At 72.0% G+C, this 25,373-nt stretch carries 20 protein-coding genes and 1 other RNA gene; 15 read left to right on the plus strand and 6 right to left on the minus strand.

The annotated features are described in order from the left end of the window. Positions 1–53 precede the first annotated feature (53 nt). The 3 genes from ACWD0Y_RS05315 to ACWD0Y_RS05325 all read left to right on the plus strand — a co-directional run bounded on the left by ACWD0Y_RS05315 (position 54) and on the right by ACWD0Y_RS05325 (position 3,673). Positions 54–1,583 carry an amino acid permease gene (locus ACWD0Y_RS05315; RefSeq protein WP_450259125.1) on the plus strand — a complete coding sequence of 510 codons (1,530 nt, stop codon included), beginning with the start codon at positions 54–56 and terminating at the stop codon, positions 1,581–1,583. Positions 1,584–1,739: 156 nt separating this feature from the next. After that, positions 1,740–2,627 (plus strand): phosphotransferase, encoded by an 888-nt coding sequence (locus tag ACWD0Y_RS05320; RefSeq protein ID WP_450259126.1) that lies wholly within the window; start codon positions 1,740–1,742, stop codon positions 2,625–2,627. A gap of 5 nt (positions 2,628–2,632) precedes the next feature. After that, positions 2,633–3,673 (plus strand): phosphotransferase enzyme family protein, encoded by a 1,041-nt coding sequence (locus tag ACWD0Y_RS05325; RefSeq protein WP_450259165.1) that lies wholly within the window; start codon positions 2,633–2,635, stop codon positions 3,671–3,673. Positions 3,674–3,805: 132 nt separating this feature from the next. Here the strand turns inward: ACWD0Y_RS05325 and ACWD0Y_RS05330 are convergent, their stop codons facing one another. After that, positions 3,806–3,970 (minus strand): hypothetical protein, encoded by a 165-nt coding sequence (locus ACWD0Y_RS05330; RefSeq protein ID WP_450259127.1) that lies wholly within the window; start codon positions 3,968–3,970, stop codon positions 3,806–3,808. Between the two features lie 170 nt (positions 3,971–4,140). On the opposite strand from ACWD0Y_RS05330, the gene ACWD0Y_RS05335 reads away from it, so the two are divergent. Then, the gene (locus tag ACWD0Y_RS05335) at positions 4,141–9,375 is read left to right on the plus strand and encodes a sacsin N-terminal ATP-binding-like domain-containing protein (protein ID WP_450259128.1); all 5,235 of its coding nucleotides are present in this window, start codon (positions 4,141–4,143) and stop codon (positions 9,373–9,375) included. Positions 9,376–9,959: 584 nt separating this feature from the next. Here ACWD0Y_RS05335 and rnpB read toward each other — a convergent pair. Beyond that, positions 9,960–10,360, minus strand: an RNA gene (gene rnpB / locus ACWD0Y_RS05340) — RNase P RNA component class A. A 76-nt stretch (positions 10,361–10,436) separates the two neighbouring features. Between rnpB and ACWD0Y_RS05345 the strand changes: the two genes are divergently transcribed. The 4 genes from ACWD0Y_RS05345 to eda all read left to right on the plus strand — a co-directional run bounded on the left by ACWD0Y_RS05345 (position 10,437) and on the right by eda (position 13,558). Beyond that, complete coding sequence (locus ACWD0Y_RS05345; protein ID WP_450259129.1) at positions 10,437–11,186, plus strand: MerR family transcriptional regulator; 750 nt, start codon at positions 10,437–10,439, stop codon at positions 11,184–11,186. After that, entirely contained in the window at positions 11,183–11,977 is a 795-nt protein-coding gene (locus tag ACWD0Y_RS05350; protein WP_450259130.1) for a hypothetical protein, read from the plus strand. The genes ACWD0Y_RS05345 and ACWD0Y_RS05350 overlap by 4 nt, the downstream gene beginning before the upstream one ends. Positions 11,978–12,077: 100 nt before the next feature. Beyond that, positions 12,078–12,881: a peroxide stress protein YaaA gene (yaaA, locus tag ACWD0Y_RS05355; protein WP_450259131.1), complete on the plus strand. Its 804-nt coding sequence runs from the start codon at positions 12,078–12,080 to the stop codon at positions 12,879–12,881. 59 nt (positions 12,882–12,940) lie between these two features. Continuing rightward, entirely contained in the window at positions 12,941–13,558 is a 618-nt protein-coding gene (eda, locus tag ACWD0Y_RS05360; RefSeq protein WP_093801079.1) for a bifunctional 4-hydroxy-2-oxoglutarate aldolase/2-dehydro-3-deoxy-phosphogluconate aldolase, read from the plus strand. An 87-nt stretch (positions 13,559–13,645) separates the two neighbouring features. Here eda and ACWD0Y_RS05365 read toward each other — a convergent pair whose 3' ends face one another. From ACWD0Y_RS05365 to ACWD0Y_RS05375, 3 genes are read right to left on the minus strand one after another with little or no spacing between them, the layout of a single operon-like run. Further along, on the minus strand, positions 13,646–14,881 hold the full coding sequence (locus ACWD0Y_RS05365) for a bifunctional RNase H/acid phosphatase (protein WP_450259132.1): 1,236 nt from the start codon (positions 14,879–14,881) through the stop codon (positions 13,646–13,648). Positions 14,882–14,883: 2 nt separating this feature from the next. Further along, positions 14,884–15,627, minus strand: a complete 744-nt coding sequence (locus ACWD0Y_RS05370; protein ID WP_450259166.1) for a zinc ribbon domain-containing protein — start codon at positions 15,625–15,627, stop codon at positions 14,884–14,886. Beyond that, on the minus strand, positions 15,624–16,508 hold the full coding sequence (locus ACWD0Y_RS05375; protein ID WP_450259133.1) for a Nif3-like dinuclear metal center hexameric protein: 885 nt from the start codon (positions 16,506–16,508) through the stop codon (positions 15,624–15,626). The genes ACWD0Y_RS05370 and ACWD0Y_RS05375 overlap by 4 nt, the downstream gene beginning before the upstream one ends. 661 nt (positions 16,509–17,169) lie before the next feature. Between ACWD0Y_RS05375 and ACWD0Y_RS05380 the strand changes: the two genes are divergently transcribed. The 5 genes from ACWD0Y_RS05380 to ACWD0Y_RS05400 all read left to right on the plus strand — a co-directional run bounded on the left by ACWD0Y_RS05380 (position 17,170) and on the right by ACWD0Y_RS05400 (position 22,211). Further along, entirely contained in the window at positions 17,170–18,333 is a 1,164-nt protein-coding gene (locus tag ACWD0Y_RS05380) for a hypothetical protein (RefSeq protein ID WP_450259134.1), read from the plus strand. A gap of 443 nt (positions 18,334–18,776) precedes the next feature. Continuing rightward, on the plus strand, positions 18,777–19,691 hold the full coding sequence (locus ACWD0Y_RS05385) for an ABC transporter ATP-binding protein (protein WP_450259135.1): 915 nt from the start codon (positions 18,777–18,779) through the stop codon (positions 19,689–19,691). Then, positions 19,691–20,419, plus strand: a complete 729-nt coding sequence (locus ACWD0Y_RS05390) for an ABC transporter permease (protein WP_450259136.1) — start codon at positions 19,691–19,693, stop codon at positions 20,417–20,419. Before ACWD0Y_RS05385 ends, ACWD0Y_RS05390 begins: the two co-directional genes overlap by 1 nt. Further along, positions 20,416–21,609 carry a sensor histidine kinase gene (locus tag ACWD0Y_RS05395; protein ID WP_450259137.1) on the plus strand — a complete coding sequence of 398 codons (1,194 nt, stop codon included), beginning with the start codon at positions 20,416–20,418 and terminating at the stop codon, positions 21,607–21,609. The genes ACWD0Y_RS05390 and ACWD0Y_RS05395 overlap by 4 nt, the downstream gene beginning before the upstream one ends. Then, complete coding sequence (locus tag ACWD0Y_RS05400) at positions 21,606–22,211, plus strand: response regulator (protein WP_450259138.1); 606 nt, start codon at positions 21,606–21,608, stop codon at positions 22,209–22,211. The genes ACWD0Y_RS05395 and ACWD0Y_RS05400 overlap by 4 nt, the downstream gene beginning before the upstream one ends. Positions 22,212–22,245: 34 nt before the next feature. On the opposite strand, the gene ACWD0Y_RS05405 is transcribed toward ACWD0Y_RS05400, so the two are convergent. Then, on the minus strand, positions 22,246–23,691 hold the full coding sequence (locus ACWD0Y_RS05405) for an MFS transporter (protein WP_450259139.1): 1,446 nt from the start codon (positions 23,689–23,691) through the stop codon (positions 22,246–22,248). A 261-nt stretch (positions 23,692–23,952) separates the two neighbouring features. On the opposite strand from ACWD0Y_RS05405, the gene ACWD0Y_RS05410 reads away from it, so the two are divergent. Next, positions 23,953–24,381 carry an Rrf2 family transcriptional regulator gene (locus ACWD0Y_RS05410; protein WP_450259140.1) on the plus strand — a complete coding sequence of 143 codons (429 nt, stop codon included), beginning with the start codon at positions 23,953–23,955 and terminating at the stop codon, positions 24,379–24,381. A gap of 89 nt (positions 24,382–24,470) precedes the next feature. After that, complete coding sequence (locus ACWD0Y_RS05415; protein WP_450259141.1) at positions 24,471–25,220, plus strand: NIPSNAP family protein; 750 nt, start codon at positions 24,471–24,473, stop codon at positions 25,218–25,220. Positions 25,221–25,373 lie beyond the last annotated feature (153 nt).

Here is a 25,373-nt window from a genome sequence, read left to right on the forward strand (position 1 = left end):
GCCTCACCCCTCCCTCCCATTCCCCTCAATCATCGAACACGAGAGGGCACCCCATGCCTTTGGACATACCCAGCGTGACCCCCTCCGAGGAGGAACGCCTCGCCGAGCTCGGCATCACGCAGACCCTGGACCGCTCCATGTCGGGGAAGCAGAACTTCGCCGTCTCGTTCACGATCATCAGCATCCTGTCCGGCTGCCTGACCATGTACGGCTTCGGCATGAACACCGGCGGGCCAGCCCTGATCATGTGGGGATGGGCGTTCGTCGGCCTGATGACCCTCTTCGTCGGGCTGTCCATGGCGGAGGTCTGCTCCTCCTACCCGACGTCCGCCGGCCTCTACTTCTGGGCCCACAAGCTCGCCCCGCGCAGGTCCGCTCCGGCGTGGGCCTGGTTCACGGGCTGGTTCAACACGCTCGGGCAGGTCGCCGTCACCGCGGGCATCGACTTCGGCGCCGCCTCGTTCCTCAACGCGTACCTGAACCTCGAGTTCGGCTACGCCGCCACGCCCGGCCACACGATCATCCTCTTCGGCCTCATCCTGCTGCTCCACGCCGTCGTGAACACGTTCCGCGTGCGGATCGTGGGCTTCTTCAACACCGTGTCCGTCTGGTGGCACCTGGTCGGCGTGGTGGTGATCGTCGGTGCCTTGGTCGCCGTCCCCGACACGCACCAGTCCCCCGGCTTCGTGTTCACCGAGTTCGTCAACAACACGGGCTGGGGCTCCGCCGTCTACGTCACTCTCATCGGCCTGCTGATGGCCCAGTACACGTTCACCGGATATGACGCCTCCGCCCACATGACGGAGGAGACCAAGAACGCCTCCGTGGAGGGACCGAGGGGGATCGTCCGGTCCATCCTCGTCTCCTGGGCCGCCGGCTTCGTCCTGCTCTTCGGCCTGACCTTCGCCATCCAGTCGTACACCGGTGCCCTCGAGTCCGCGACCGGTGTGCCTCCCGCGCAGATCTTCCTGGACGCGCTCGGCGCGAGTACGGGCAAGCTGATGCTTCTCATCGTCATCGGCGCCCAGCTGTTCTGCGGTATGGCCTCCGTCACCGCCAACTCCCGCATGATCTACGCCTTCTCCCGCGACGGCGCGCTGCCCTTCTCCACGGTGTGGCACAAGCTGCACCCCGGGACGCGTACGCCGACCAACGCGGTGTGGCTGGCCGCTGGCGGCGCATTCGTCCTCGGCCTGCCCTACCTCTTCAACAGCACGGCCTACGCCGCCGTGACCTCGATCGCCACGATCGGCCTGTACATCGCCTACGTCATCCCCACCTTCCTCCGCCTTCGCCAGGGCGAGCTCTTCCAGCGCGGTCCCTGGCACCTGGGCCGCTGGTCCAAGCCCGTCGGCGTTCTCGCGGTCTCCTGGGTCGCGGTGATCACCGTGTTGTTCATGCTGCCCCAGGCCGCCCCGGTGACCGTCGACACCTTCAACTACGCCCCTGTCGCGGTCGGCGCGGTGCTCGCCTTCGCCGGTTCCTGGTGGCTCCTCTCCGCCCGCAAGTGGTTCCTCAACCCGAGGCATCCGAGGAACGACCTGACGCAGCCGCTCAGCAGGCCGGAGAAGGCAGCTCGCTGACGCCAGGCGGCCGCCGGTCTGACGTGGCACACGCGCAGACAGTCGCGGGACCGCGCTGTCGGCGGCTCCTGGCATCCTGCCCAGCGATGTCACCCTGTGCGCGTGCGGAATCACGCAGTGCTCGGGATCACTGATAGGAAGAGAAAGGTCCACACTGTGAAGCCCCTGCCTGCGGCAGTTCGTGGCCTGCTGGCCTCCGTAACCGACACGTACACGGTGCTTACTGAGCACTCCCGGCCCGGCACCCGCCGAGCCTCGGTGTGGGAGATCGCGAGCCCCAGCGGCAATGCACGGTGGTTCGCCAAGCAGCACGCCGACCCGAGGCTGCACCGCCGCGAGGTGGACGCGTACGGAAGGTGGGTCAGAGCCCTCGGCCCTGACCGTGCGCCCTCCCTCGTCGCGGCGGACGATCAATCCCTGACGATTCTCGTGACCGCCGTCTCCGGGCACAGCCTCGACGGGTTGCGTGTGCCGGCCGAGCAGGAGCAGGAGGCTTACCGACAGGCCGGCGTCCTGCTCGCCCGGCTGCACGCGGCGGACACCGGGGAACCTCGCTCGGGGGCCGTGGAGGAGGACTGGGGCGGGACGGTCGCGAAAGCCCTGGACGCCGCCGCGCGGTACCTGACCACGGACGACATCGCGGTGCTGCGCGCCGTCGCCCACCAGGCGCCCCCGCCGCTGTCGAAGGTCGTGGCACACGGCGACTACATGCCCAGGAACTGGATGTGGGACGAACGCGAACAGCAGCTACGCGTCGTCGACTTCGAGCGCACGCAACTCGAGCCGGCGACCCGCCGCGACCTCAGTCGTCTTCACTACCGAGTCCTGCACCACCGGCCCGAGGTGGCCGCCGCCTTTTACAGCGGATACGGGTGGCCTCTCTCCGCCGAGGAGGAAGCGGCCCGTGCGAAGTACGCCGTGCTGGATGCGCTCGATGCGGTGCGCTGGGGCGTCGAACACCGCGACATCGACTTGGTCGACGAGGCGCACGCCATGATCGCGTCCGTGCGGGCGGAACACACCCGCCGCACAGTGGGGTGGTGACCGACATGCGGGAGAAGGCGTCCTACGGCGACGAGATCCTGGCCAAGCTGCTGTCCGACCGCTATGGCGTCAACGTCGCTGAGACCACTCGCGTTCCGATGGGCACCGAGACCGTGAACCGACGTGTCACCCTGACCGACGGACAGCGGGTCTTCGTCAAGCAGTACAGGATCTCCGCCGACTTGGAACACGCCCAAGCGTCGTGGGACATGTCGGCGTACTGCCGTGCGGCGCGGGTTCCCGTCCCCCGGGCCTGGACCGACCGACAGGGGGCCACCCTCACCCGGTTCGAAGACATGGCCTGGGTGGTGATGGACGAAGCACCCGGAAAGGTCGCTACCGACCCGTTTACGGTGCCCCGCGCACAGCACACCGGTTTGCTGCTCGGCCGTATGCACCGCGTTCTGGCCTCTTACCCACGGCCCGCACGTGTCCGTCAGACCCGGTGGCGTACCGCGGATGTCGAGGAGGCGGCGGCCACGACCGAAACGGTGCTTGCTCGCGCTTCCGCGCAGGAGAACCCGCGGCTGGAACACCTTCACGTCGAGCTCGCGCAACGTCGGGAAGACCTGCGCACTCACGCGGCTCGGCTGCGTGCCGGACTCCCCGATCGCCTCGTCGCCCAAGCCGGGCATGCGGACTTCACCCGCACCAACCTGCTGGTCCAAGAGGACGTGATCACCGCGATCCTGGACTTCCAGGGGGAGACGTGCCTGCCGGCTTGGGAGCTGGGGCGAACGGCCTTCGACCCCCGCACGGTGGCGAACAGCCCGTCCTGGATGTCGTGCGCCCTTCGCCTGATCGAGGCCTACTGTGTCGAGAACCCCGGACTGCCACTCGCCGACGTACGGGCCAGCGCTCGGATCGCGCTGCTGTACATGCTGTTCAGCTTCTACGGCGCCACGACCGATGAATACGGACTTCCTGCGGAAGCAGCAGCCGACCTGCGGCAGCACTGGGTCGAGCGCCAGGTAGCCATCCGCCGAATGCTCAGCAGCCTCGACGAACTCGAATCGGCTCTCGACGCGATCGGGCGGAGTCATTGATCGACCTGGTGTCGCCCCTCAGGCGTCCCGGTGAGCAACGTCAAAACAGAGGAGATCGTCTGTGGAGGACTCCGTCCTCCTCCTCGATCGCGGCGACCAGGAAGGCGTAGACGGACGTGGTGGTTGTGCTGGTCACGGTCGAGCGCCCTCCTGCGTGCGGAGCTGGTTGTCGGGGTGGACGAAGGGGAGGCCGTCCGCGGTGTAGACGGTCTCAGTGAAGGCGCCGTGGCGTTGGGGGCGAACGTTCGGGCGAGCGTCGGCGGCGGCCAGGAGGACGCTCTCCTGGGTGGTGGTCACCTAGGTCAACAGGGGAACTTCACTCGAGGTAGACCTCCGACGCGCTGATAGCATCACTTGTCTGTTGTATCGGGGGGTGCGGCGTGGCGGGTGCTGAACGTATTCGGGCTGCGGCCACGCGGTCGCGCAGATCGGCTACCTGGCGCAAGACGGTTACGGACCGCGCGCTCATGGAGGCCCGGGGCTGTCTGCGGGACTGGCAGGAGGGTCGGCAGTCCGCCCGGGAACTCAAAGCCATCGCCGAGACGATCATCGCGCCTGAGTATCAGGGGCGCGTACTGATCGAGTTGTTGCAGAATGCCCACGACGCGCATCCCGCACGTACCCTCGACGGGCGTGTCGAGATCCTTCTCGACGAAGACGAGGGTGAGCACGGCACGCTGTATGTGGCCAATGGCGGCAGGCCCCTGGGTACACGGGACTTCACCGACCTGTGCAACATCGGTCTTTCCCGCAAGCGCCCCGACGAAGGCATCGGGCACAAGGGCGTCGGCTTCAAGAGCGTCCTCCAGCTCACTGAGGCACCCGAGCTGTACAGCGTCTCCCGGGCCGGATCCAAGACCTTCGACGGCTTCTGCTTCCGTTTCGCGCTGCCCGGCGACTTCGCCTGGCTGGCCCGCCAGGTCGACCCCGACCGGGAGGACCTGGCTGCCTATCTGGAGGACAATCTCTTCCGGCTCAAGGTGCCGATCCCGCTGGACGAGGTGCCGCCGGCCGCCCAGCGTTTCGGGCGGCGGGGCTTCGTCACCGTCGTTCGGCTCCCGCTGCGTTCGTCGGAGGCGGCCAAGACCGCCCGGGCGCAGCTCGGTGAACTGATGGACGATGCGGCCCCCTTCGAGCTCTTCCTGGACCGTCTGGAACGCGTGACGCTCGGCCGCAGGGCGGCAGGCAGGACCCAGCGCAAGAGCTACGACCGCTCGGTTCGCCAGCTCTACCGCTACCAGGGGATCACCGTTCAGGAGGTCACGCTCCGCAGGGGGATGCGCCTGATCATGGTGCGGGCCAAGGTCGATGAGCAGCTGGCCCGGACGGCCATCGCCACCTCTGTCGGCGCGGGAACCCTGCGCCCCGACTGGGCGGTGTGGGAAAAGAAGGCCGAGGTGAGCGTGGCCGTTCCGGTCGGCGATCCGCTGGAGCGCGGCCGTCTCTATACGTTCCTCCCCATGGGGCAGCAGATCCTCTCGCCGCTCAACGGCTTCGTCAACGCGCCGTTCTTCGCCGAACTGAACCGGCGGTCCTTCAACGAGGCCATGCCCTGGAACGACCTTCTCCTGGACACCCTCGCGACGGCCTGTGCCCGTGCGGTCCTGCTCGCCAGCCAGGGGCGCCTCCAGGTCCCGGCGGGGGCGCTGGCCGATCTGATGTGCTGGAACAGCAACGGGTCGGGCCGGCTGGAGGCGGCGTTCGACGCCCTTGGCCACGACCTGGACCACATCGAGTTCATGCCCGTGCTCGCCCCGGTCGGCGGGCGGACCTCATTCCTGCACGGATTCCTGTGGGCGTGCCCGGACACCGCCAAGGTGTTCACCCCGGACTCCGTCGCCGCCACCGGGGTGGGGCATCTCGTCGACCCCGGGCTCCACCCCGGTCGGCTGCGCCGCCTCGCCGCGCTGGCCGACGTTCGTGGGCTCTCTCTCGCCCCGGAGCCGGCGCGGATCGCCGGATGGGCCGAAAGGCTGGCGAAGAAGACCCTGAAGGACCTCTTCGACGCCGGCTGGTGGGCCGACTTCTACTACGACCTGTCCGTCTGTTTCCCCGACGCCTCGGCCCTGAAGGGCAAGAAGATCATCCTCAGCTCCGCGATGGCCCTCGCGGCCGCCGGCGGCGAGGGTGTCTTCCTGGAGCGAGGCACCGACGTCGCGTCCGGACTCCCGGCCCTGCCGACGGGACTGGCGGACCACGTCTCCTTCGTGCACGAGTCGGTCGACTGGTCGGGAAAGCGCGCCAAGCGCCGGGCCGCGGGGCGGCGCTGGCTGCAATCGGAGCGTCTGGTCCAGGAGTACGGTTCCGACGCCGTGTTCCGTGTGGTGACGGCGGCCACCGGGGCGGACGGCCAGGACGAGGACGTACGGCTCCAGTGCCTTCGATACCTCTGCTCGGTGGCGACCGCACTGGAGCGGGCCGGGCGCAGGGTGCCCACCCTGCAGAACCTGCACGTACCGACCCGTGGTGGCTGGCTGGTCGCCGTCGAGGCCATGTTCGGGACTGGCTGGCCCGGGGACCACCGTTCCGTCGACGAGACCCTGACGCGCTTCCTCGAGGGCGTCCAGGGCGTTCCCGTACTGACGACGACTGCGGGCCAGCTCTTGCGGATGCCCGAGGAGATCTGCGGGGACACGGACCTGCCGCCCCAGACCATGCTGCGGTTCCTGGAACGCCAAGGCGTGCGCCACGGCCTGCGGCCCCGGTACGAGGTGTTCTCGGGCGGCGTCAGGGGGGAGGCGCTGAACACGCCCCGATGGTTCTCCGGCATGTGGCATAAAGACGCGGGCGGCGATTTCAGGGAGCAGTGGCGCGCCACCGCCGTACGCTGGCCCAATCTGCGGTCCGTCGCTCACGCCACCGTGGAGTACCGCCCGTACCGCAAGACTCTGCCCGTGCTCCCCGGCCAGTACGACTACGCCAAGTTCGACGAGCAGAGCCGTCGCTTGTACGCGGAACTCATCACGCACGGCCTTGCGACCTGGCCGGACAGCGATCTGGAGACGAGGTTCGTCCGTCCCGTGTCGGACGGCCACGGCACTCCGTGGCCGACACCCGTATCCGCCTTCCTCGCCCAGGCGCCGTGGATCCCCCAGATGCCGGCTCAGGGAGACGGGATCACCTTCGCCCCGGCCGCGACGGCGTGGTGGTGGCATTCCCAGGAGACGCCGCCCGAGTACCTCACCGTGGTTCCCCCCACGCTGCGTCGACGGCACTCCCCCGCGATAACCGGCAGGCTGCGCCTGCTGGGCATCCGCGCCTGGGATGATCCGCGGACCGCGGCCGACCGGCTCCGTCACCTGCCCGCCCTCGTGGAGGAGCGTGGTCACCTTCGCCAAGGGGTGCACCGGTACGCGCTGAGCCGTGCGTACGAGCAGGCGTGGTCGGAGATACTCTCCGCACCGGACGGAACCTCGGCCTCCTACCTCGCGCATCCGCTGGACGTCCTACTCGTCGCGCGGGCCGGCGTTCTGGAGGCCCTGCGCGGTGAGCCGGAGGTCGAGACCGTCTACGTACCCGATCCACAAGGGGCGCAGAACGGGAAGCTCCTCGAACGTGTCCCGGTTCCCCTCCTTCCGATCGAGGACAGGTCTCTCGGCCTGCGGATCCACCGGTATCTGAAGGCGCGAGCGGGATTCACCGTTCGCCGGGCGAGCGAGGCCGAGACCGACATCCGCGCGGGGATCCTGCCTCTCGGCCAGGCGTCCCGCGCATCGCTGCTGGCCTACGCCGGGCCGTGGCTCCGCACGTTCGTCGCGGCGGCGGTGGACCTCGACGAGGAGCGAGCCTCGCGCCCCGACCCCGTTCCGCTGCCGGAGGTGCTCCGACGCTTGCAGGCTTGCGAGTTCACCGTGGCCCGGGAGGCCGTCGTCTGGGTCGCGGGACACCGCGTCGAGGAGACCGCTGCGGACGGCTCGCTGCTGCACCAGGACCCCGAGCGGCCTTGCCTGGTCATCCTGCACACGGGAGAGCCCACGAAGTGGCGGCTGCTGCGGAACGCGGCGACCGGGCTGGCCGGTTTGGTCGGCGCGCCCTACCTGGCCAAGAGTCTGCGCGCGGCGCTCATGGAACTGCAGGAACGCTGCCCGCAGATGGAGGAGATCGACGACGAGCGGATCGCGGCCGCGCTCGACGTGCCCCTGCGCAGGCTGGAGCTCGTCGTGGCGGACCGCGCCTCCCAGCGCTCCGGCAGCGCCCTGCTCGTCCCGCTGCTCGCCTGCGCGGACCTCGACCTCGCGGGAGAGCTGCAGCGTTGCCTGGAGAGCTTCCACGACCGTTCGGAACTGCGTGACTGGCTGACGGGCCGGCTCGATCCCGACCGTACGGACCTGTTGCTGGGGTTGCTCGACGATGACGACCGGCAGCGACAGCTGACCGAGCTTTCGGTCCCGCTGGCCGACGCCAACCAGGCATGGCGGACACTCGGGCTGCCGGTTCTCGACAACCAGGCTCGGCACCGGCAGCAGTTCGAGGCATGGCTGCAACGGAACCAGGCGACCCTCGCCGAGCGGGTCCGTGACGCGCACGCAGGCGTGTACCGGTCGGGCCGTTCCCTCGCCGGGTACCTCGGCCTGCGATCCCTTCCAGGTCTCGAGCCGGACCCGGGATGGCACACGACCCAGTGGAACCTGTCGTCCGAGCTGCTCCAGGCACACGCGGACGCATGGGCCGCGAGCCGGCTGCCGGCGCCTCCCCGCCGCCGGATCGTCCTGCGTCCACTGGAGGAGGTCCGCGAGGCGTCCATCGGCGCGGTCCACCGGTCACTGCCGAGGCTGCGCGGCCTCATCGACGAGTGGACGCGGCGCGAGGGCTCTGCGGCGGTTCCCTCCCTGCCGAGTGCCGCCGACCTCGTCCAAGAACTGGACGAGGAGGGCCTGCTCGACTTCGAGGCCCTCACCTCGCCGGTGCTCGTCGACTGGCTGAACGGCCACGGCTACTGGCCGCAGGGGATGCCGGCGACGGACCGGCGAGCCGAGCTGGGCCTGGACAAGCCGCTCGTGTCGCTTCCCGGGCAGCGTTCCGGAGCCGGAACGACCTCGGGATCCGGCTCAGCCGCGGGGGGACCGGGGCCGCACGTACTGCTGAACGGCAGGTTCCTGCCGACCCGGCCGGACGAACTGAGGGAGCTTGCCCGGGCGGTCGTCGGCGACCTGACGGCTGAGCAACTCGCCACCCCCGCCCAGCCCACGGGAGCCCTGCCCCCGGTCGTGGCAAGGCCCCGCAGGACACCGGGGTCAGGCGGCGGATCCGGGGGCTACCGTGCCCCGGCCACCGATCAGGACAAGACAACGGCCATCGGTCTCGCCGGTGAAGCGGTCGTGGGCGCCTGGCTGCGGGAGCGGTTCGGGGTCCCCGAGGAGACCTCCTGGAAGTCCGGCCTGCGTTCCCACGTCATCGCCGGCGGCCAGGGGGACGACAGACTGGGATACGACTTCCGTATCCATGACGGGGAGCGGACTTATCTGTACGAGGTCAAGGCATCGGTCGGCAGCAGTGGCGAGATCATCCTTGGCGACTCCGAGGTGGAACGGGCCTCTCACCTGGGCCCGGATGAGACGTACATCATCGTGTACGTCTCTGATGTCCTGGACCGCACTCGCCGCCGAATCACCCCTCTGCCTAATCCCTTCGGCGCCCCGGGCCTGGCTGGTTACGAGCTCGTCAGCACGAGGATGCGGCTCCGCTTCACCCTCCCGCAGTAGTGAGTTCGCGCCGAGGGGCAGCGCGGCGGAGGCGTCGCCAGATTGCTTGGAGCGAGCGGATGATGGGCCCGGGTGGGTCGGACGCCGAGCCATGCGCCAGCGCCACTCACTTCGCGAGATTGGCCACCGTCCGACCTTCCTGTGAGGGATTCGCCCACGGTAGACACAGAAGAGACGCGAAGGACTGGAAGGCTTTTCGGGACCATGTCAACGTACAGCGTCCCGTAAAACATCAGGACAGCGACGCTGTACTCAGAGCTGCCAGCAGGCTCGCTGCACTTCACCTCAATTGAGCTCAGTCGGCGCGGGGATTCCGGTGGGTCTCGACGATCTCGACGACGAGCGCTGCAACCCGCTGCGCCCAGCTCCCGCAGGCCACGCGCTGAGGCCAGAGGAAACATGGTTGCCGCAGGTCGGAGGCGTCCTCCGCGTCTCTGCGCCAGGGATTTTTCAGGGACTTTCAGTGTTGTCCGAGGGACTTCCGAGGGACTTTCCGCCGCTTAACGCGGCAAGCCCCCGAAAGACCGGAAAGGGCCTCCGATGCAGGTCAGAGGCCCTTTCCGAGGCAAAGCCCCAGGTGGGGGCAGACGAGTCGGGCTGTACGCCGGGTTCTGTGCCCCGGGACCTCGCGGTCGTCGGGGCGACGGCCATCCATCTAGGACCGGCGTTGCCGCCGGCCTCGTGCGGTCTACCCGCGGACTCGGGCGGGCAGCCCTCGATCGTCCGCGCAGGGCCGTCTCGCGACGGCCCCTCTTGACCTTGCTCCAGGTGGGGTTTACCTAGCCGTCTGAGTCACCCCAGACGCTGGTGGTCTCTTACACCACCGTTTCACCCTTACCGAGGACCGAGGTCCCCGGCGGTCTGTTTTCTGTGGCACTGTCCCGCGGGTCACCCCGGGTGGCCGTTAGCCACCACCTTGCCCTGTGGAGCCCGGACGTTCCTCGGGGAGATCCGGGGATCCCCACGCGGCCGTCCGCCCGGCTCGTCTGCCGTGCCGACCATGCTACCCGCCAGGCCGCTCCGGTTGACCCTGCCGCAGCGTCAGGGTTTCTACTGGCCTCATGCGGATCGGAGAACTCGCCGCCCTCGCCGGGGTCACGCCCCGTGCCGTGCGGCACTACCACCACCGGGGCCTGCTGCCCGAGCCCCCGCGGCTGGCCAACGGCTATCGCGTGTACGGGGTGCGGCACGCCGTCCTCCTGGCCAGGATCAGGCGGCTGACCGAGCTCGGGCTCGGCCTGGACGAGGTGCGGGACGTCCTCGCCGACGAGGCCGGGACCGAACTCGCCGTCGTACTGCGCGAACTGGACGCGGACCTCGCCCGCCAGGAGGCGGACGTCCGGCGGCGGCGGACGCGGCTCGCCGAGCTGCTGGCGCAGGCCGAGGCCGGGACGCTGCCCGCCGAGGGCCCCGTGCCGCCCGCGCTGGCCGAGCTGCTGGGCGGGCTGCCGGTCACCGATTCGCCGTCGGCGGCGAAGGACCGGGACCATCTGACCCTGCTGGCCGGTGGCGGGAAGAGCGATCAGCTGCTGGAAGCGCTCGCGCCGATGACCCGGGACCCGGGTGTGGTGGTGCTGTACGAGCGGCTCGACGCGCTGGCCGACGCCTCCCGTGACGACCCCCGGATCGGGCCGCTCGCCGACGAGCTCGCTGCGGCCGTGCCGGACGCCGCGATCGCCGCGATCCCGCCCGGAGGGCCCGCCGCCTCGGCCGGTGCGTACGGGGAAGCCGTGCTCGCGGACTTCGCCCCCGCCCAGGCCGCCGTCGTACGCCGGGTGATGGAGCTGCTCGCGGAGAGGATGGAGCGGTGACGGGGCGGACCGCGGGGATCCTCGTCGTGGGGGCCGAGCTCGCCCTGGTCACGTGCCTGCTGGCCGGGGTCGACGTACCGCCCTCGGTGATCGCCGCCGCCGAGGCGCTGGTGCTCGCGGCGCTGGTGCGGCAGGCGCTGCGCATGCGGCGGCTGTACGCCGAGGGGGGCCGGCCGGCGGTGCGCGCCGCCGCTCCGGTGCGGACGCTGCGGCTCGTGGAGCACGAGGTGCGGGCGCTGCACAGCCTCGCGCTCTGGCTCGCGAGGCGGCGGCACGGGGTCGGGCCCGGAGCGTACGCGGCGCCGTACACCGGGCCGCAGACGGCGCTGCTCTTCGGCCTGCTCTTCGTCGCCGTCGTCGAGACGGTGGTGCTGGCGCTGCTCATCCCGTGGCCGGCGGTGCACGCGGCCGTGCTGTTCCTGGACGTGTACACGGTGATCCAGATCCTCGGGCTGCACGCCGCCTGCGTGACCCGGCCGCACGTCGTCGGCGCGGACGGGTCGCTGCGGATCCGGTACGGCGGCTTCTACGACGTGCGCGTGCCGGCTGCCTCGGTCCGGTCCGTACGCGTCGAACGGCGCTACTCCGACACCGGGGAGGACGGCGTCCTCGGCCTCCGCGTGGGCGGGCAGACGACCGTCACCCTGGAGCTGACCGAGCCGGTCGCCTATCTGCGGCCGCTCGGGAAACGGGCCGAGACGCGGACCGTGCGCCTGCACGCCGACGACCCGCGCGCGTTCGTCGACGCCGTCACGCGGGCGTCGGACGGCTCTCCCGCGCAGCCCGCGTGACGGTCGGCGGGACGGCGGGACGGGGCGGCCCGGCGGGGTCCGCTTACCCTGGCGTTTTGCCGTGTGTGTACGCGCGTCGTCGTCATCGAGGAGTTCCGCTGTGCTCGTGCTCTTGCCGCCGTCCGAAGGAAAGGCCGCCAGTGGCTCCGGCGCGCCCCTGAAGCCGGAGTCCCTGTCGCTGCCGGAGCTGGCCGGGGCGCGGGCCGCGGTGCTGGACGAGCTGGTGGAGCTGTGCGCCGCCGACGAGGAGAAGGCGCGCGCGGTCCTCGGCCTGAGCGAGGGGCTGCGCGGCGAGATCGCCAAGAACGTGGAGCTGCGGACCGCCGGGGCGCGGCCGGCCGGGGAGATCTACACCGGCGTGCTGTACGACGCGCTGGACCTGGCCACCCTGGACGCGGCCGCGCGGGCGCGGGCCCGGGAGTCGCTGCTGGTGTTCTCGGGGCTGTGGGGCGCGGTGGGGATCGGTGACCGTATCCCCTCCTACCGGTGCTCCATGGGCGTCAAGCTGCCCGGGCTGGGAGCGCTGGGGGCGTACTGGCGGGGGCCGATGGCCACGGCGATGCCGGCGGCCGCGGGCGACGGGCTGGTGCTGGACCTGCGGTCGTCGGCGTACGCGGCGGCCTGGAAGCCGAAGGGGGACGTGGCGGGGCGGACGGCGACCGTGCGGGTGCTGCACGCGCAGACCGACGCGGCCGGGGTCGAGAAGCGGTCCGTCGTCAGTCACTTCAACAAGGCGACGAAGGGGCGGATCGTACGGGACCTGCTCGTGTCGGGGGCGGCCCCGGCCGGGCCCGCGGAGCTGGTCTCGGTGCTGCGGGATCTGGGCCACGTGGTGGAGGTCTCGGCTCCGGAGAAGGCCGGGAAGGCGTGGGCGCTGGATGTGGTGGTGAGGCAGATCCACTGAGCGTTGCACGCTTCGCAACGCTCGTTGCGCACTGCGCCTGTCGGCGGCAGGATGACGGCATGACTTCCGTACTGGACCTTGCGCCCGTCGTCCCCGTCGTTGTCCTGGAGGACGCCGCCGACGCGGTGCCGCTCGCGCGTGCGCTGGTCGCGGGCGGGCTGCCGGCGATCGAGGTGACACTGCGGACCCCCGCCGCGCTCGACTGCGTCCGGGCCATCGCCGCGGAGGTGCCGGACGCGGTGGTCGGGGCCGGCACGGTGATCTCCCCGGCGGGCGTGGACGACGCGGTCGCGGCCGGGGCGCGGTTCCTGGTGAGCCCGGGGTGGACGGACGCGCTGCTGGACGCGATGACGGCGTCCGGGGTTCCGTTCCTGCCGGGGGTTTCGACGGCCTCGGAGGTCGTGGCGCTGCTGGAGCGCGGCGTGCGCGAGATGAAGTTCTTCCCGGCGGAGGCGGCGGGCGGCACGGCGTACCTGAAGTCCCTGGGCGCCCCGCTGCCCCAGGCGCGCTTCTGCCCCACGGGCGGCATCACGCCGGCCTCGGCGCCGTCGTACCTGGCACTGGGGAACGTGGGGTGCGTGGGCGGCACCTGGATGCTCCCGGCCGACGCGCTGGCCGCGAAGGACTGGGGCCGGGTGGAGACGCTGGCCCGGGAGGCGGCGGCGCTGCGGCGCTGACCCCGCCGGGGGCCCGGGGCCGGCCCCGGGAAAGCACAGCGTGCGGTGCCGGACGCCGTTCCCGCGGGGACCGGCGTCCGGCACGGCTCACCGCAGGTGCGACGTGTCGTTCAGCAGGCGCAGCGACGCGTTGCCGTCCGCGTAGTACGCCACCGCCGACAGCGACGCCGCCGAGAGTTCCATGCGGAACAGGGACTCGGGCGGAGCGCCCAGAGCCAGGCGTACGAGCGTCTTGACCGGGGTCACATGGGTGACCACCAGGACCGTGCGGCCCGCGTAACGGGCGATCAGCTTGTCGCGCGTCGTCGAGACCCGTCGCGCCACCGTCGCGAAGCTCTCGCCGCCGCCCGTCGGCGCCGCCTTCGGGGAGGCCAGCCAGGCGTCCAGGTCCGCGGGGTGGCGCTCGCGCACCTCGCCGAACGTCAGGCCCTCCCACGCCCCGAAGTCCGTCTCGCGCAGGCCCTCCTCGACGTGTACGTCCAGGCCGAGCCGCGCCGCCACCGTGTCCGCCGTCTCGCGGCAGCGCCTGAGCGGGGAGCTGACGATCTCCTGGACGGTGCCGCGCGCGGCCAGGGAGGCGGCGACCGCCTCGGCCTGGCGGCGGCCGACCGCCGACAGCCCGGGGTCCGAACCGCCGCTCCCGGAGAACCGCTTCTCGGGGGTGAGCGCGGTCTCGCCGTGGCGCAGCAGGACGAAGGTCGCGGGCGTGCCCAGGTCGGCGGAGGCACCCCAGCCCACGGCGGGGGCGGTGACGGGCTCGGCCTCCGAGGCGTCCGGCAGGGTCAGCGGCTCGGCCACCGCCCGCCCCAGCGCCGCCCGGGCCTTGGCGGCGCCGGCCACCGCGTCGCCCACCACCCGGGGAGGGCCGGAGACCAGGTCGGCCGTGGAAGCCGACGGCTCCCACTTCTTGCCCTTCTTGCCCGCGTCCATCGCCTCGTTGGCGAGCCGGTCGGCGTGCTTGTTCTTCTCCCGGGGGATCCACTCGTAGGTGACCCGGACCCGCGGGAAGACGGTCGCCGCCTCGGCCGCGAGCGGCTTCATGTCCGGGTGCTTGATCTTCCAGCGGCCGGACATCTGCTCGACGACGAGCTTGGAGTCCATGCGGACGTGGACGGTCGCGTCCGGCGCGAGCGCGTGCGCGGCGCGGAGCCCGGCGATCAGACCCTTGTACTCCGCGACGTTGTTCGTGGCGACGCCGATGTACTCGGCGGTCTCGGCGAGCGTCTCCCCCGTCTGCGGGTCGAGGACGACCGCGCCGTAGCCGGCGGGGCCCGGGTTGCCCCGGGAGCCGCCGTCGGCCTCGATGACGAGGCTGCGTCCCATGACTACAGGCCGGACTCGGACGTACGGACAAGGATGCGGCGGCAGTTCTCGCACCGCACGACCGCGTCGGGGGCCGCGGCCCGCACCTCGTTGACCTCGGTGATGTTGAGCTCCAGCTGGCAGCCCTCGCAGCGGCGCTGGTAGAGGCGGGCCGCGCCGACGCCGCCGGACTGGACGCGGAGCTTCTCGTACAGCTTGAGGAGGTCGGCGGGGATGGTGCCCGAGGCGACCTCGCGCTGCTTGGTCACCGTGGCGACCTCGGCGTCGATCTGCTCGAACGCGGCGTCGCGGCGCGCGGTCGCGTCGTCGGCCTTGGCCTGGACGGAGGCGACGCGGCCGGACAGCTCGGCGACACGTTCCTGCAAGGACTCGCGGCGCTCCATGACCTCGAGGACGACGTCCTCCAGGTCGCCCTGGCGCTTGGCGAGCGAGACGAGCTCGCGCTGGAGGTTCTCCAGGTCCTTGGGGGACGAGACGGCGCCGGAGTCGAGGCGCTGCTGGTCGCGCACGGCGCGCTGGCGGACCTGGTCGACGTCCTGCTCGGCCTTGGTCTGCTCGCGGGTGGTGTCGCTCTCCTCGGTCTGCGCGGCGACCAGCAGGTCGCGGAGCTGCGCGAGGTCCTTGGTGAGCGATTCGAGCTCGGCGTGCTCGGGGAGGGAGTTGCGCCGGTGGGCGAGCTGGGACAGGCGCAGGTCGAGGGCCTGGACGTCGAGAAGACGGATCTGGTCGGCGGGCGCGGCGTTCAGTTGGGGGCTCCAGAAGGATCAAAGGGGGCGCGCGAGGCGCTCGTCGGAAGGGCGGTCGTGGGGGCGTGGTGGGAGGTCCAGGGGTCGGTGACGGTCTTCGAGACGTGGACGCGCAGGTCCCACCCGTGGCGGTCGGAGATCTCGTCGAGCTGTGCGGCGGCCTGCTCGCACCAGGGCCATTCGGTGGCCCAGTGCGCGGCGTCGATCAGCGCGAGGGGGGTCTGTTCGCGGGCCTCGGACGCCGGGTGGTGGCGCAGGTCCGCCGTGACGAAGGCGTCGACGCCGGCGGCCCGTACGTCGGCGAAGAGGCTGTCGCCCGAGCCGCCGCTGACGGCGACGGTGCTGATGAGCGCGTCCGGGTCGCCGGCGACGCGGACGCCCTGCGCGGTGGCGGGCAGGCGGGCGGCGACGCGGGCGGCGAAGTGGCCCAGGGTGGCCGGCGGGTCGAGTTCACAGACGCGGCCGAGGCCCCGGCGGCCCGCGGGGTCGGTGGGGTCGGGGACGAGGGGGCCGGTGACCCGCAGGTCCAGCGCTCCCGCGAGGGCGTCGGAGACGCCGGGGTCGGCGCTGTCGGCGTTGGTGTGGGCGACGTGCAGCGCGATGTCGTTCTTGATCAGGGTGTGCACGGCACGGCCCTTGAAGGTGGACGCCGCGACCGTCGTCGTACCGCGCAGATAGAGCGGGTGGTGGGTGACGAGGAGGTCCGCGCCGAGCTCCACGGCTTCGTCGACGGTCTCCTGGACCGGGTCGACGGCGAACAGGACCCTGCTCACCCCGGCGTCGGGATCGCCGCAGACCGTACCGACCGCGTCCCAGCTCTCGGCCCGCTCCGGGGGCCAGAGGGCGTCGAGCGCGGCGATGACTTCAGACAGACGGAGCACGCAGACAGGTTACCTGCGCCACGTGCCCCGCCCGCCATGGCGTAGGCGGCCCGCCCGGCCGGCCCCACTTGATCGAATACACGCGCAGGCCGTCGGGGACCCGCCCGGCGGCGGTCGCACCGGGCCCGAGGCGCCAGGTCCCGTCCGGAACGTCCTTGGCCTGCCCGTTCCTCACGGCGCCGGGCTTCTTCCGGAGGGCGTTGTCCTCGGCGTTGTCCCGGCCGGTGGCCTCGGGGCCGCCGTAGACGCCGTAGACGCTGGTGAGGATCCGGCCGGCGTCCGCCTCGCCGATCCTCCCGGGGCCGATCCCGGCGGTGAGGTCGTGATCCGCCGGTTCGCCGGGCCCGGCAGGCCCGCGTCCTCGCGGACGGCGCCGATGAGGGAGGTCTTCGCGTACGGGCGGATCCTGCCGGGGAGGCGGGGAGGCGGCGGACCGTCGAGAGGGCGGGCTTCCCGGTGCCGGTGCCGAGGCGCTCCGCCTTCTTCTCCGCAGCCTCGGCCGGGTCTGCCTCACGCACAGCCCCCGGCGCATCCCCCAGCACACCCGCCCCCGCCTCCTCAGCCGAACCGGGCGATAGCCACCCTTATGTGTGAAGTGCACGGTCTCGTGCTGTTCGGCAGGGAGGGGAAAACTAGCTTCGGTCGCCGGAGGTGACTGACGATGACGGCCCCTGCCATCGAGACCGCCGCTGACGGCGACGCGCTGGGCGCGGCGGTGTTCACGATCGCCGCTGACGGTTCCTACGGCGCGCGGCTGGCGGGCGAGGGGAACGCGCGGTTCCCCGAGCGGTGGACGCTCGACGGACCCGAGCCCTACGCCGTGCCGCTCCCCGCCGACCAGCCCGAGGAGCCGGACACCGGGCTGCTGCCGCTGGCGGACGGGCGGGTGCTGATCCACCGGCGCCACGGCGGCGCCTCGCACTTCTTCGGCGGTGGCGGCGGCCGGCACTCCTTCTCGCTGCTGTATCCGACGGGGCCGCGGACCGGGGAGCTGCCCGTCGGCGCGGTCGAGTGCGAGCGGCTCACGCTGCTGCCGCCGGCCCCGGACGGCAGTCGCGCGTACGCCCTGGCCGTGGGCGGGGATTCCACCACCGTATGGCTGGTGGCGGGCGGTGCCTTCGGGCCCGAGCGCGTCGCCGAGGTCGCGGGACGCTGCTCGGGGGGCGTATGGCTCGACCGTACGGGGCGGATGCTCGCCCTGGACCGGGAGGCCGACGGGGTGACGAAGGCGGTGGCCGTCGACCTGGAGCGGGGCGGGGAGGTGACGCCGCTGCTCCAGATCGCGGAGGACAGCAACGACCGGCTGCTGCTCGCCGACGCGGACAGCGGGCTGCTGCTGATCAGATCGGACGCGCCGGGGCACGACCGGCTGGGCTGGGGCGTGCTGGGGAGCATGCTTCCGGTGCGCTTCCCCGAGTGCCTGGGGCCCGCCGACTGCGCGGTGACGCCTTTCGCGGTGCAGCCGGGGCAGGAGCTGATGCCGGAGAGCTGCGCGGTGGCGCTGCGGATCGACGGGGCGGCGGGGAGCTGGGTCGGGGTGTGGCGTCCTTCCGGGCGCAGGCTGCACCACCTCGCGGCGCCGGCGGGGTGGCTGGCGGGGGCCGGGCTCTGGACGCGCGAGGGGGTGCTGCGACTGCCGTACGCGACGGGTGCGGTGCCGTGCGGGGTGGCCCGCGTCGAAGCCCCGGAAGACGTGGTGATCACCGAAACCGCACCAGCGGAACGCGCAGGTGGGGAACCATTCGCGGCCGGGGAGACTCCTGTGGTGTGCAAGCCCGTACCGCTTCAGCAGGCGCCCCTCACCGGGCGCGGGGCCCGTGATTAGACTCGGGCCGGGGCTACGCAGCCGTTTCGGCTGGACGCCGACGGTGACGGCGGGGCGGGCCTTGCACCACCTGAAAGTGATCGCAGCGATTCCAGGGGACCTCCCACCATGTCTGAAGCCCGAACCGACACGATCCAGACGCGGCCGCAGCCTTCGGCCGCCGAACGGGACGCCGCCGGCCGCTCCGGAAAGCACCGAGGGGGCGCGGCCACGACGGAGGATTCCAGCGCTCCGGCCCACGGCCGCCACCGCCGCCCGTAGGCGCGGCGTCAGGCGCGCTCCACGCGTGTCCAAGAGCATCGGACGGGCCCGGGAAACCGGGCCCGTCCGGCGTTCGGGGCCCGGAAACCGGGGCGCGGCCGCCGCGCCAGTACATTTGTCCCGGCCCGGTCCGTACAAGCGCATCTGCCGGGGCACCGCCCCCGCTCCATAACGTCGTCCGCATGACGACGACAAGGGACGACGGACCCGCGGTGAGCTTCGCGGGGGTGGTCAAGAGCTTCGGCGCGGTACGCGCCCTGGACGGGATCGGACTGGAGATCCGGCGCGGCGAGACCGTCGCGCTGCTCGGCCGCAACGGGGCGGGCAAGTCGACCGCCCTCTCGCTGCTGCTCGGCCTCGACGAGCCCGACGAGGGCCGGGTCCGCCTCTTCGGGGACAGCCCGGCGCGGGCGGTACGGGCCGGACGGGTCGGAGCGATGCTCCAGGACGGCCGGCCGGTTCCGCGGGTGACGGTGCGTGAGCTGGTCGCGTTCGTGGCGAGCACCTACCCGGACCCGATGCCGGTCGCCGAGGCGCTGGACCTCGCCGGGCTGGGCGAGTTCGGGAACCGCCGGGTCGACAAGCTCTCCGGCGGCCAGACGCAGCGCGTCCGCTTCGCCGTCGCCCTCGCGGGCTCCCCCGAACTGGTCGTCCTGGACGAGCCGACCGCCGCCCTCGACGTGGAGGCCAGGCGCGCCTTCTGGGAGTCGATGCGGGCCTACGCCGGCCGCGGCAACACCGTGCTCTTCTCCACCCACTACCTGGAGGAGGCCGACGACAACGCCGACCGCATCGTCGTCGTCGACCGGGGCCGGATCGTCGCCGACGACAGCGGTGACCGCCTCAAGCGCGCGGCCGGCGGCAGCCTCGTCTCCTTCGACGTAGACGTAGACGTGACGGACGGGGCCGGTGACGGGCTCGTGCTGCTGCCCGGCGTCGTCTCGGCCGAGATACGCGGCGGCCGGGCGTACCTGCGTACCGACGACTCCGACGCCACCGTGACCGCCCTCGCCGGACTCGGCGCGCTCCGCGGCCTCGAAGTGGCCCCGGCCTCCCTCGACGACGCCTTCCTCAACCTCACCGGGGAGTCCGTGTGATGACCGCGTACATCAGGCTCGAAATACGCCGCACCCTGCGCGACCCCGGCTTCGTCGTCTTCGGCGTCGGGATGCCGGTGCTGATGTACCTGCTCTTCACCAACGTCGGCAGGACCGCGGAGGCCGACGGCGCCACCTGGCGGGTCTACGCCATGGTCGGCATGGCCGCGTACGGGGCCCTCGGCGCCGCCGTCTCCATCGGCACGGGCGTCGCCTCCGACAAGGCGCTCGGCTGGCTGCGGCAGCTGCGGGTCACCCCGCTGGACCCGAAGCGGGTGGTGCTGGGCCGGGCGATCAGCGGTTCGGTGACCGTGCTGCCGGCGGTCCTGGCGGTGCTGGCGGCGGGCGCCGTGGTCAACGGCGTACGGCTCGACGCGTGGCAGTGGGCGGCGCTGGCCCTGCTGCTGTGGCTCGGCGCGCTGCCCTTCACCCTGCTCGGCCTGGGCAACGGCTACCGGCTGACCGCCCAGACCGCCGGCCTCGTCAACGTGGCCTGCCTGATGGGGCTCTCCCTCCTCGGCGGGCTGTGGTTCCCCACCGAGCTCTTCCCCGGCCGGCTGCGCGCGCTCGCCGAGTACAGCCCGGCCCACCGCTTCGCGGACCTCGGCTGGTCCACGACGGAGGGCAGCGCGCCCGACCCGGTGACGGTCGCGGTCCTCTGCTGCTGGCTGCTGGTCTTCGGGGCGTACGCCGTGGTCTCCTACCGTCGGTCGGCCAGGACGGCATGAGCAGCCTGGCGGTACGGGAGGAGACGGTGGCCGTGGGCCGCGCGAACTGCAACGAGCTGCAAATGCCCGGTCCGCCGAGCGGCTACGCGATGCTGCCGTGGCTGCTGTTCGGGCTCGGCGGCCTGTCCAACCTGATCCAGGGCAAGACGCCGAATCCGTGGTTCGGCGGGATCGGACTGCTCGCCTTCAACTCCCTCTACGTCTACGTGGTGTTCAACGCCTTCGACGAGCGCAGGCGCAAGCACCCGTCGGTGCCGGCGGCCCTGGCCTGCATGGCGGCCGTCACCTACGCGCTGGCGTACGCCTACGGCGGCCCCTGGCGGCTGCTCTTCCCGCTGCTCGCCCTCGCCTGCGGGACGATCCTGCGCGACAAGGTGCTCATCGTGGTGCTGAGCGCCGTCTCCGGCTCCGCCGGGTACATCGCGAGCGGGGACGGCGGCCGGGTCTGGGACTCCGCCGCCGTCGGCTACGGCACCTTCATCACCGGTCTGGTGACCGCCACCGTCCTCTCGCTGTCCACGACGGTCCGTGAACTGCGCGCCACCCGCGAGCAACTGGCCCGCTCCGCCGTCGAGAAGGAACGCCTGCGCTTCTCCCGCGACCTGCACGACCTCCTCGGGCACACCCTCTCCGTCATCGTCGTGAAGTCGGAGGCCGCCCGCCGCCTCGCTCCGCGCGACCTGGACGCCGCGCTCGTCCAGGTCTCCGACATCGAGTCCGTCGGCCGCCAGGCCCTGACCGAGATCCGCGAGGCCGTCACCGGCTACCGCGAGGGCAGTCTGGCCACCGAGCTGGACAGCGCCCGGTCGGTCCTCGGCGCCGCCGGCATGGAGCCGGTCGTACGCCGGACGGGCCCGCCCCTGTCCCCGCAGACGGAAGCGCTGCTCGGATGGGTGGTGCGGGAGGCCGTCACCAACGCCGTGCGGCACAGTGGAGCGGACCGCTGCGAGATCGTGGTGGACAGCTCGTCCGAACGCGTCCATGTGAAGATCACCGACAACGGCCGCGGCGTAAGCTCCGGGCAGCCCGCCACCGGCGGCACGGGCCTGAAGGGGCTCACCGAACGCCTCGCGGCGGCCGGCGGCACGCTCGACGCCGGCCCCTCCACCCGCGGCGGCTTCCTGGTGAGCGCCGAACTGCCCGTGGGCACCGACCTCGAACCGGAACCAGAACTGGAGCCCACCCCATGATCAGAGTCCTCCTCGCCGAGGACCAGGGCATGATGCGCGGCGCCCTCGCCCTGCTGCTCGGCCTGGAGCCGGACATCGAGGTCGTCGCCCAGGTGTCCGCGGGCGACCAGATCGTGGACGCCGCCCTCACGTCCCGCCCCGACGTGGCGCTCCTCGACATCGAGCTCCCGGGCCTCAGCGGGCTCGACGCCGCCGCGCTGCTGCGCGACCAGGCCCCCGACTGCCGGGTGCTGATCCTCACCACCTTCGGCAGGCCCGGCTACCTGCGCCGCGCGATGGAGTCCGGCGCGGCGGGCTTCCTGGTCAAGGACGGCCCGGTGGAGGAGCTGGCGGTGACGATCCGGCGGGTGCTGACCGGCGAGACCGTCATCGACCCGGTGCTCGCGGCGGCCGCCCTCAGCTCCGGGCCCAGCCCGCTCACCGCGCGCGAGTGCGACGTACTGAACGCGGCGGTGGACGGGGCGACCGTCGCGGACATCGCCGGGAAACTGCACCTGTCCGAGTCGACCGTACGGAACTACCTGTCGTCGGCGATCGGCAAGACCGGCACCCGCAACCGCATGGAGGCGGTACGGGCGGCGAGGCAGCAGGGCTGGCTCTGACCCCTTCTCCCGCGTTCTCCCGCGTTCTCCCGCGCTACGCCTGCTTCCTGCGGTGGCGCGGCAGCCAGACCAGCATCAGCACCACCCCCGTGAGCAGCGCCCCCGCCCCCACCCTGAACGCCAGCGCGTATCCCGCCGTCAGCGCCTGCGCGCCCGCCTCGCCCGCCGTCCTGGACGCCGCGACCGTCGACAGCACCGCAAGGCCGAGCGCGCCGCCCATCGTGCGGGAGGTGTTGATCATCCCCGAGAGGAGCCCGGCGTCGCCCGGCTCGCCGCCCGACGTCGCGAGCGAGGCCAGCGGGGTGGAGGCGAGGCCCGCACCGGCCATCATCAGGACGCCCGGGCCGAGGATGGCCGTGAGGTACGTCCCTTCGGCGCTCATCGTGGACTGCCACGCCATTCCGCCCGCCGCCACCAGGGCGCCGGTGATCGCGACCCGGCGGGCACCGGCCCTGGCCATGAGGCGCGGGGCCAGCTTCGAGCCGAGGACGATGCTCAGCGAGCTGGGGACGAGGGCGAGCCCGGCGCCGAGCGGGGTGTAGCCCAGCACGTTCTGGGCGTACAGCGTCATGAAGAACCACATGGAGAACATCGCGGAGCCGTTCACGAACATCGCCGCGTTCGCCGCCGAGACCGCCCGCACCCGGAAGAACTTCAGCGGCATCAGCGGTGCCGCGGTCCGCGCCTCCACCGCCACGAAGGCGCCGAGGAGGGCCAGTCCGACGGTCAGCGGGACCAGGGTGGCCGCCGCCGCCCAGCCCTCGGCCTCGGTCTGCGCGATCCCGTACGCCAGGGTCGCGAGCCCGGCCGTGACCAGCAGCGCGCCGGGCAGGTCCAGGCGCCGGCCGTCCCTGGAGTGGCTCTCGACGAGCCACAGGGCCGCGCCGGCGAGGACCAGCGCGCCGACCGGCACGTTGATCAGCAGCACCCAGCGCCAGGACAGCGCGTCCGTCAGTACGCCGCCGACGAGCCCGCCCGCGGCCCCGCCGCCCGCGCCGACCGCCGACCACGTCCCTATGGCCCGCGTCCTGGCGGGTCCCTCGGGGACGGCCGAGGTGAGGATGGTGAGCGTCGCGGGCGCCAGCACCGCCGCGCCGAGTCCCTGCACCGCGCGGGCGGCCAGCAGGTGCCAGTCCTCCTGCGCGAGCCCGCCCGCGAGGGACGCCGCGGTGAACAGGCCGAGCCCGGTCAGGAAGGTCCGCTTGCGGCCGAACAGGTCGGCGGCGCGCCCGCCGAGGAGCATGAACCCGGCGAAGGCGATCGAGTACGCGTTGACCACCCATTGCAGGCCGATCGCGCTCAGCCCGAGGTCCGCGCGCATCGAGGGCAGCGCGACGTTGACGACGGAGACGTCGAGGACGACGAGGAACTGTCCCGCGCAGGCCGCCAGGACCACGGCCCAGGTCCGCTGGGGGCGCGGTGGGCGGGAGGAGGCGCGGGCGGGCTCGGTGTCTGTGTGCGGCTGGACCATGGGTGTCATGGTCCCAGGTGCCTGTCGGCCCGTACATCCTGCCACCGGCGTACGCCCGCAGTCCTGGGCCCTCCTGACAGAACGTCAGGATTTCGCGCGGTCGCCGAGTTACTGAAAGGGGGAGGTGGCGGCCTGGATTCCGGGTGCCGGCCGGGGCGGGGGCGAGGGCCCTCACGCTCGCCGGGGCGTACCGCGCCGGGCTCCGGACGGTTGGTGTGTCTTGACTGCGGACGCGCCTGTAACAGAAGCTGTTGCAGCAAGGAGGAAGCAATGGCGGCGAACAGCCGTTTGACCATCGCGACGCACGCACTGGCCTGGCTGGCACTGGCGCAGCGCCGTGGCCAGGAGGTGCTCACCTCGGAGCAGGTCGCGGCCAGCGTCAACACCAACCCCGTGATCATCCGGCGCAGCCTCGGTGACCTGCGGCGAGCCGGTCTGGTGGAGGTCCGCCACGGCGCCGGCGCGGGCTGGAGCCTGGCCCGCGGGCCGGAGGAGATCACCCTGCTCGAAGTGCACGACGCCGTCGGCGCGCAGCCGCCGTTCGGCCTGCACCGCACCGAGCCCAACCTGGAGTGTCCGGTAGGCCGGGGCATCCGGCCCGCTCTGAGCGAGGTCTACGGCCGGGCCGAGCAGGCCATGCGGCGGGAGCTGGCGGGCACGTCGATCGCCGACGTACTGCGCGAGACGCTGGTGAACTAGCCGTCAGGCCGGCGGCCGGGCGGTCGCCGTGTCGCATACCGCTTGTTGTAACAAAAATTGTTCCAGCAACTGAACGAGGAGCGAGGCTGTTGAAACCCTTACGGTGTCCGGTCGTCGAACTGCGGCAGTACACCCTGCGCCCAGGGCAGCGGGACGTACTGATCGAGTTGTTCGACCGGGAGTTCGTCGAGCCCCAGGAGGCAGTGGGCATGACCGTCCTGGGGCAGTTCCGCGACCTGGACGACCCCGACCGGTTCGTCTGGCTCCGCGGCTTCGACGACATGCCGCGCCGCGCCGAGGCGCTGGAGAGCTTCTACGGCGGGCCGGTCTGGCAGGCGCACCGCGACCGGGCCAACGCGACGATGACCGACTCCGACGACGTCCTGCTGCTGCGGCCGGCCTCGGCGCGCGGCGGGTTCCCCGTCCCGGCCGGCGCCCGGCAAGCCCCCGGCGAACCGGCGGCATTGACACCGTCATCGCCACCACCGCTGGTCCTCGCCACGATCTGGTACGGCCACGGTCCGTTCGACACCGCGTTCGTCGAGTTCTTCGAGCAGCGGGTACGGCCCGTCCTGGCCGAGACCGGCGGCGAACCACTGGCGTACCTGCGGTCGGAGCACGCCCCGAACACCTTCCCGGCGCTGCCGGTACGGACGGACGAGGAGGTCTTCGTATGGTTCGCGCGTTTCGCCGGCGAAGGCCGCATCGACGACCACCTGAACCGCCTGCGGCGTTCGGAACGCTGGCGCGAGGAGGTGCTGCCGACCCTTTCGAAACGATGGGCCAGGACCCCGCAGCGGCTACGGCTGGCGCCCACGGAGCGGTCGATGCTGCGGTGAGTCACGAGGGGAGCCGGCAAGTGGAAATCGGCCTCGTCGCCATCGCGGCACGTCCGGTCCGCACTGCCTGACCATTGCTCAGCCGTTGTTCCCGGGCCGGGGGTCGAAGCGGGGTGACTGCCGGCAGACGATTGACCTGATCGCCTTCATGCC

Source organism: Streptomyces altiplanensis (assembly GCF_053591575.1).

What these genes read in the sequence shown, in the direction of transcription:
- ACWD0Y_RS05325 (WP_450259165.1), top strand. Translation starts at nt 2,633, where the DNA reads ATGCGGGAGAAGGCGTCCTACGGCGACGAGATCCTGGCCAAGCTGCTG.
- ACWD0Y_RS05315 (WP_450259125.1), top strand. Translation starts at nt 54, where the DNA reads ATGCCTTTGGACATACCCAGCGTGACCCCCTCCGAGGAGGAACGCCTC.
- ACWD0Y_RS05365 (WP_450259132.1), bottom strand. Translation starts at nt 14,881, where the DNA reads ATGGGACGCAGCCTCGTCATCGAGGCCGACGGCGGCTCCCGGGGCAAC.
- ACWD0Y_RS05380 (WP_450259134.1), top strand. Translation starts at nt 17,170, where the DNA reads ATGACGGCCCCTGCCATCGAGACCGCCGCTGACGGCGACGCGCTGGGC.
- ACWD0Y_RS05335 (WP_450259128.1), top strand. Translation starts at nt 4,141, where the DNA reads ATGGAGGCCCGGGGCTGTCTGCGGGACTGGCAGGAGGGTCGGCAGTCC.
- ACWD0Y_RS05390 (WP_450259136.1), top strand. Translation starts at nt 19,691, where the DNA reads ATGACCGCGTACATCAGGCTCGAAATACGCCGCACCCTGCGCGACCCC.
- ACWD0Y_RS05385 (WP_450259135.1), top strand. Translation starts at nt 18,777, where the DNA reads ATGACGACGACAAGGGACGACGGACCCGCGGTGAGCTTCGCGGGGGTG.
- ACWD0Y_RS05410 (WP_450259140.1), top strand. Translation starts at nt 23,953, where the DNA reads ATGGCGGCGAACAGCCGTTTGACCATCGCGACGCACGCACTGGCCTGG.
- ACWD0Y_RS05345 (WP_450259129.1), top strand. Translation starts at nt 10,437, where the DNA reads ATGCGGATCGGAGAACTCGCCGCCCTCGCCGGGGTCACGCCCCGTGCC.
- eda (WP_093801079.1), top strand. Translation starts at nt 12,941, where the DNA reads ATGACTTCCGTACTGGACCTTGCGCCCGTCGTCCCCGTCGTTGTCCTG.
- ACWD0Y_RS05400 (WP_450259138.1), top strand. Translation starts at nt 21,606, where the DNA reads ATGATCAGAGTCCTCCTCGCCGAGGACCAGGGCATGATGCGCGGCGCC.
- ACWD0Y_RS05405 (WP_450259139.1), bottom strand. Translation starts at nt 23,691, where the DNA reads ATGACACCCATGGTCCAGCCGCACACAGACACCGAGCCCGCCCGCGCC.
- ACWD0Y_RS05395 (WP_450259137.1), top strand. Translation starts at nt 20,416, where the DNA reads ATGAGCAGCCTGGCGGTACGGGAGGAGACGGTGGCCGTGGGCCGCGCG.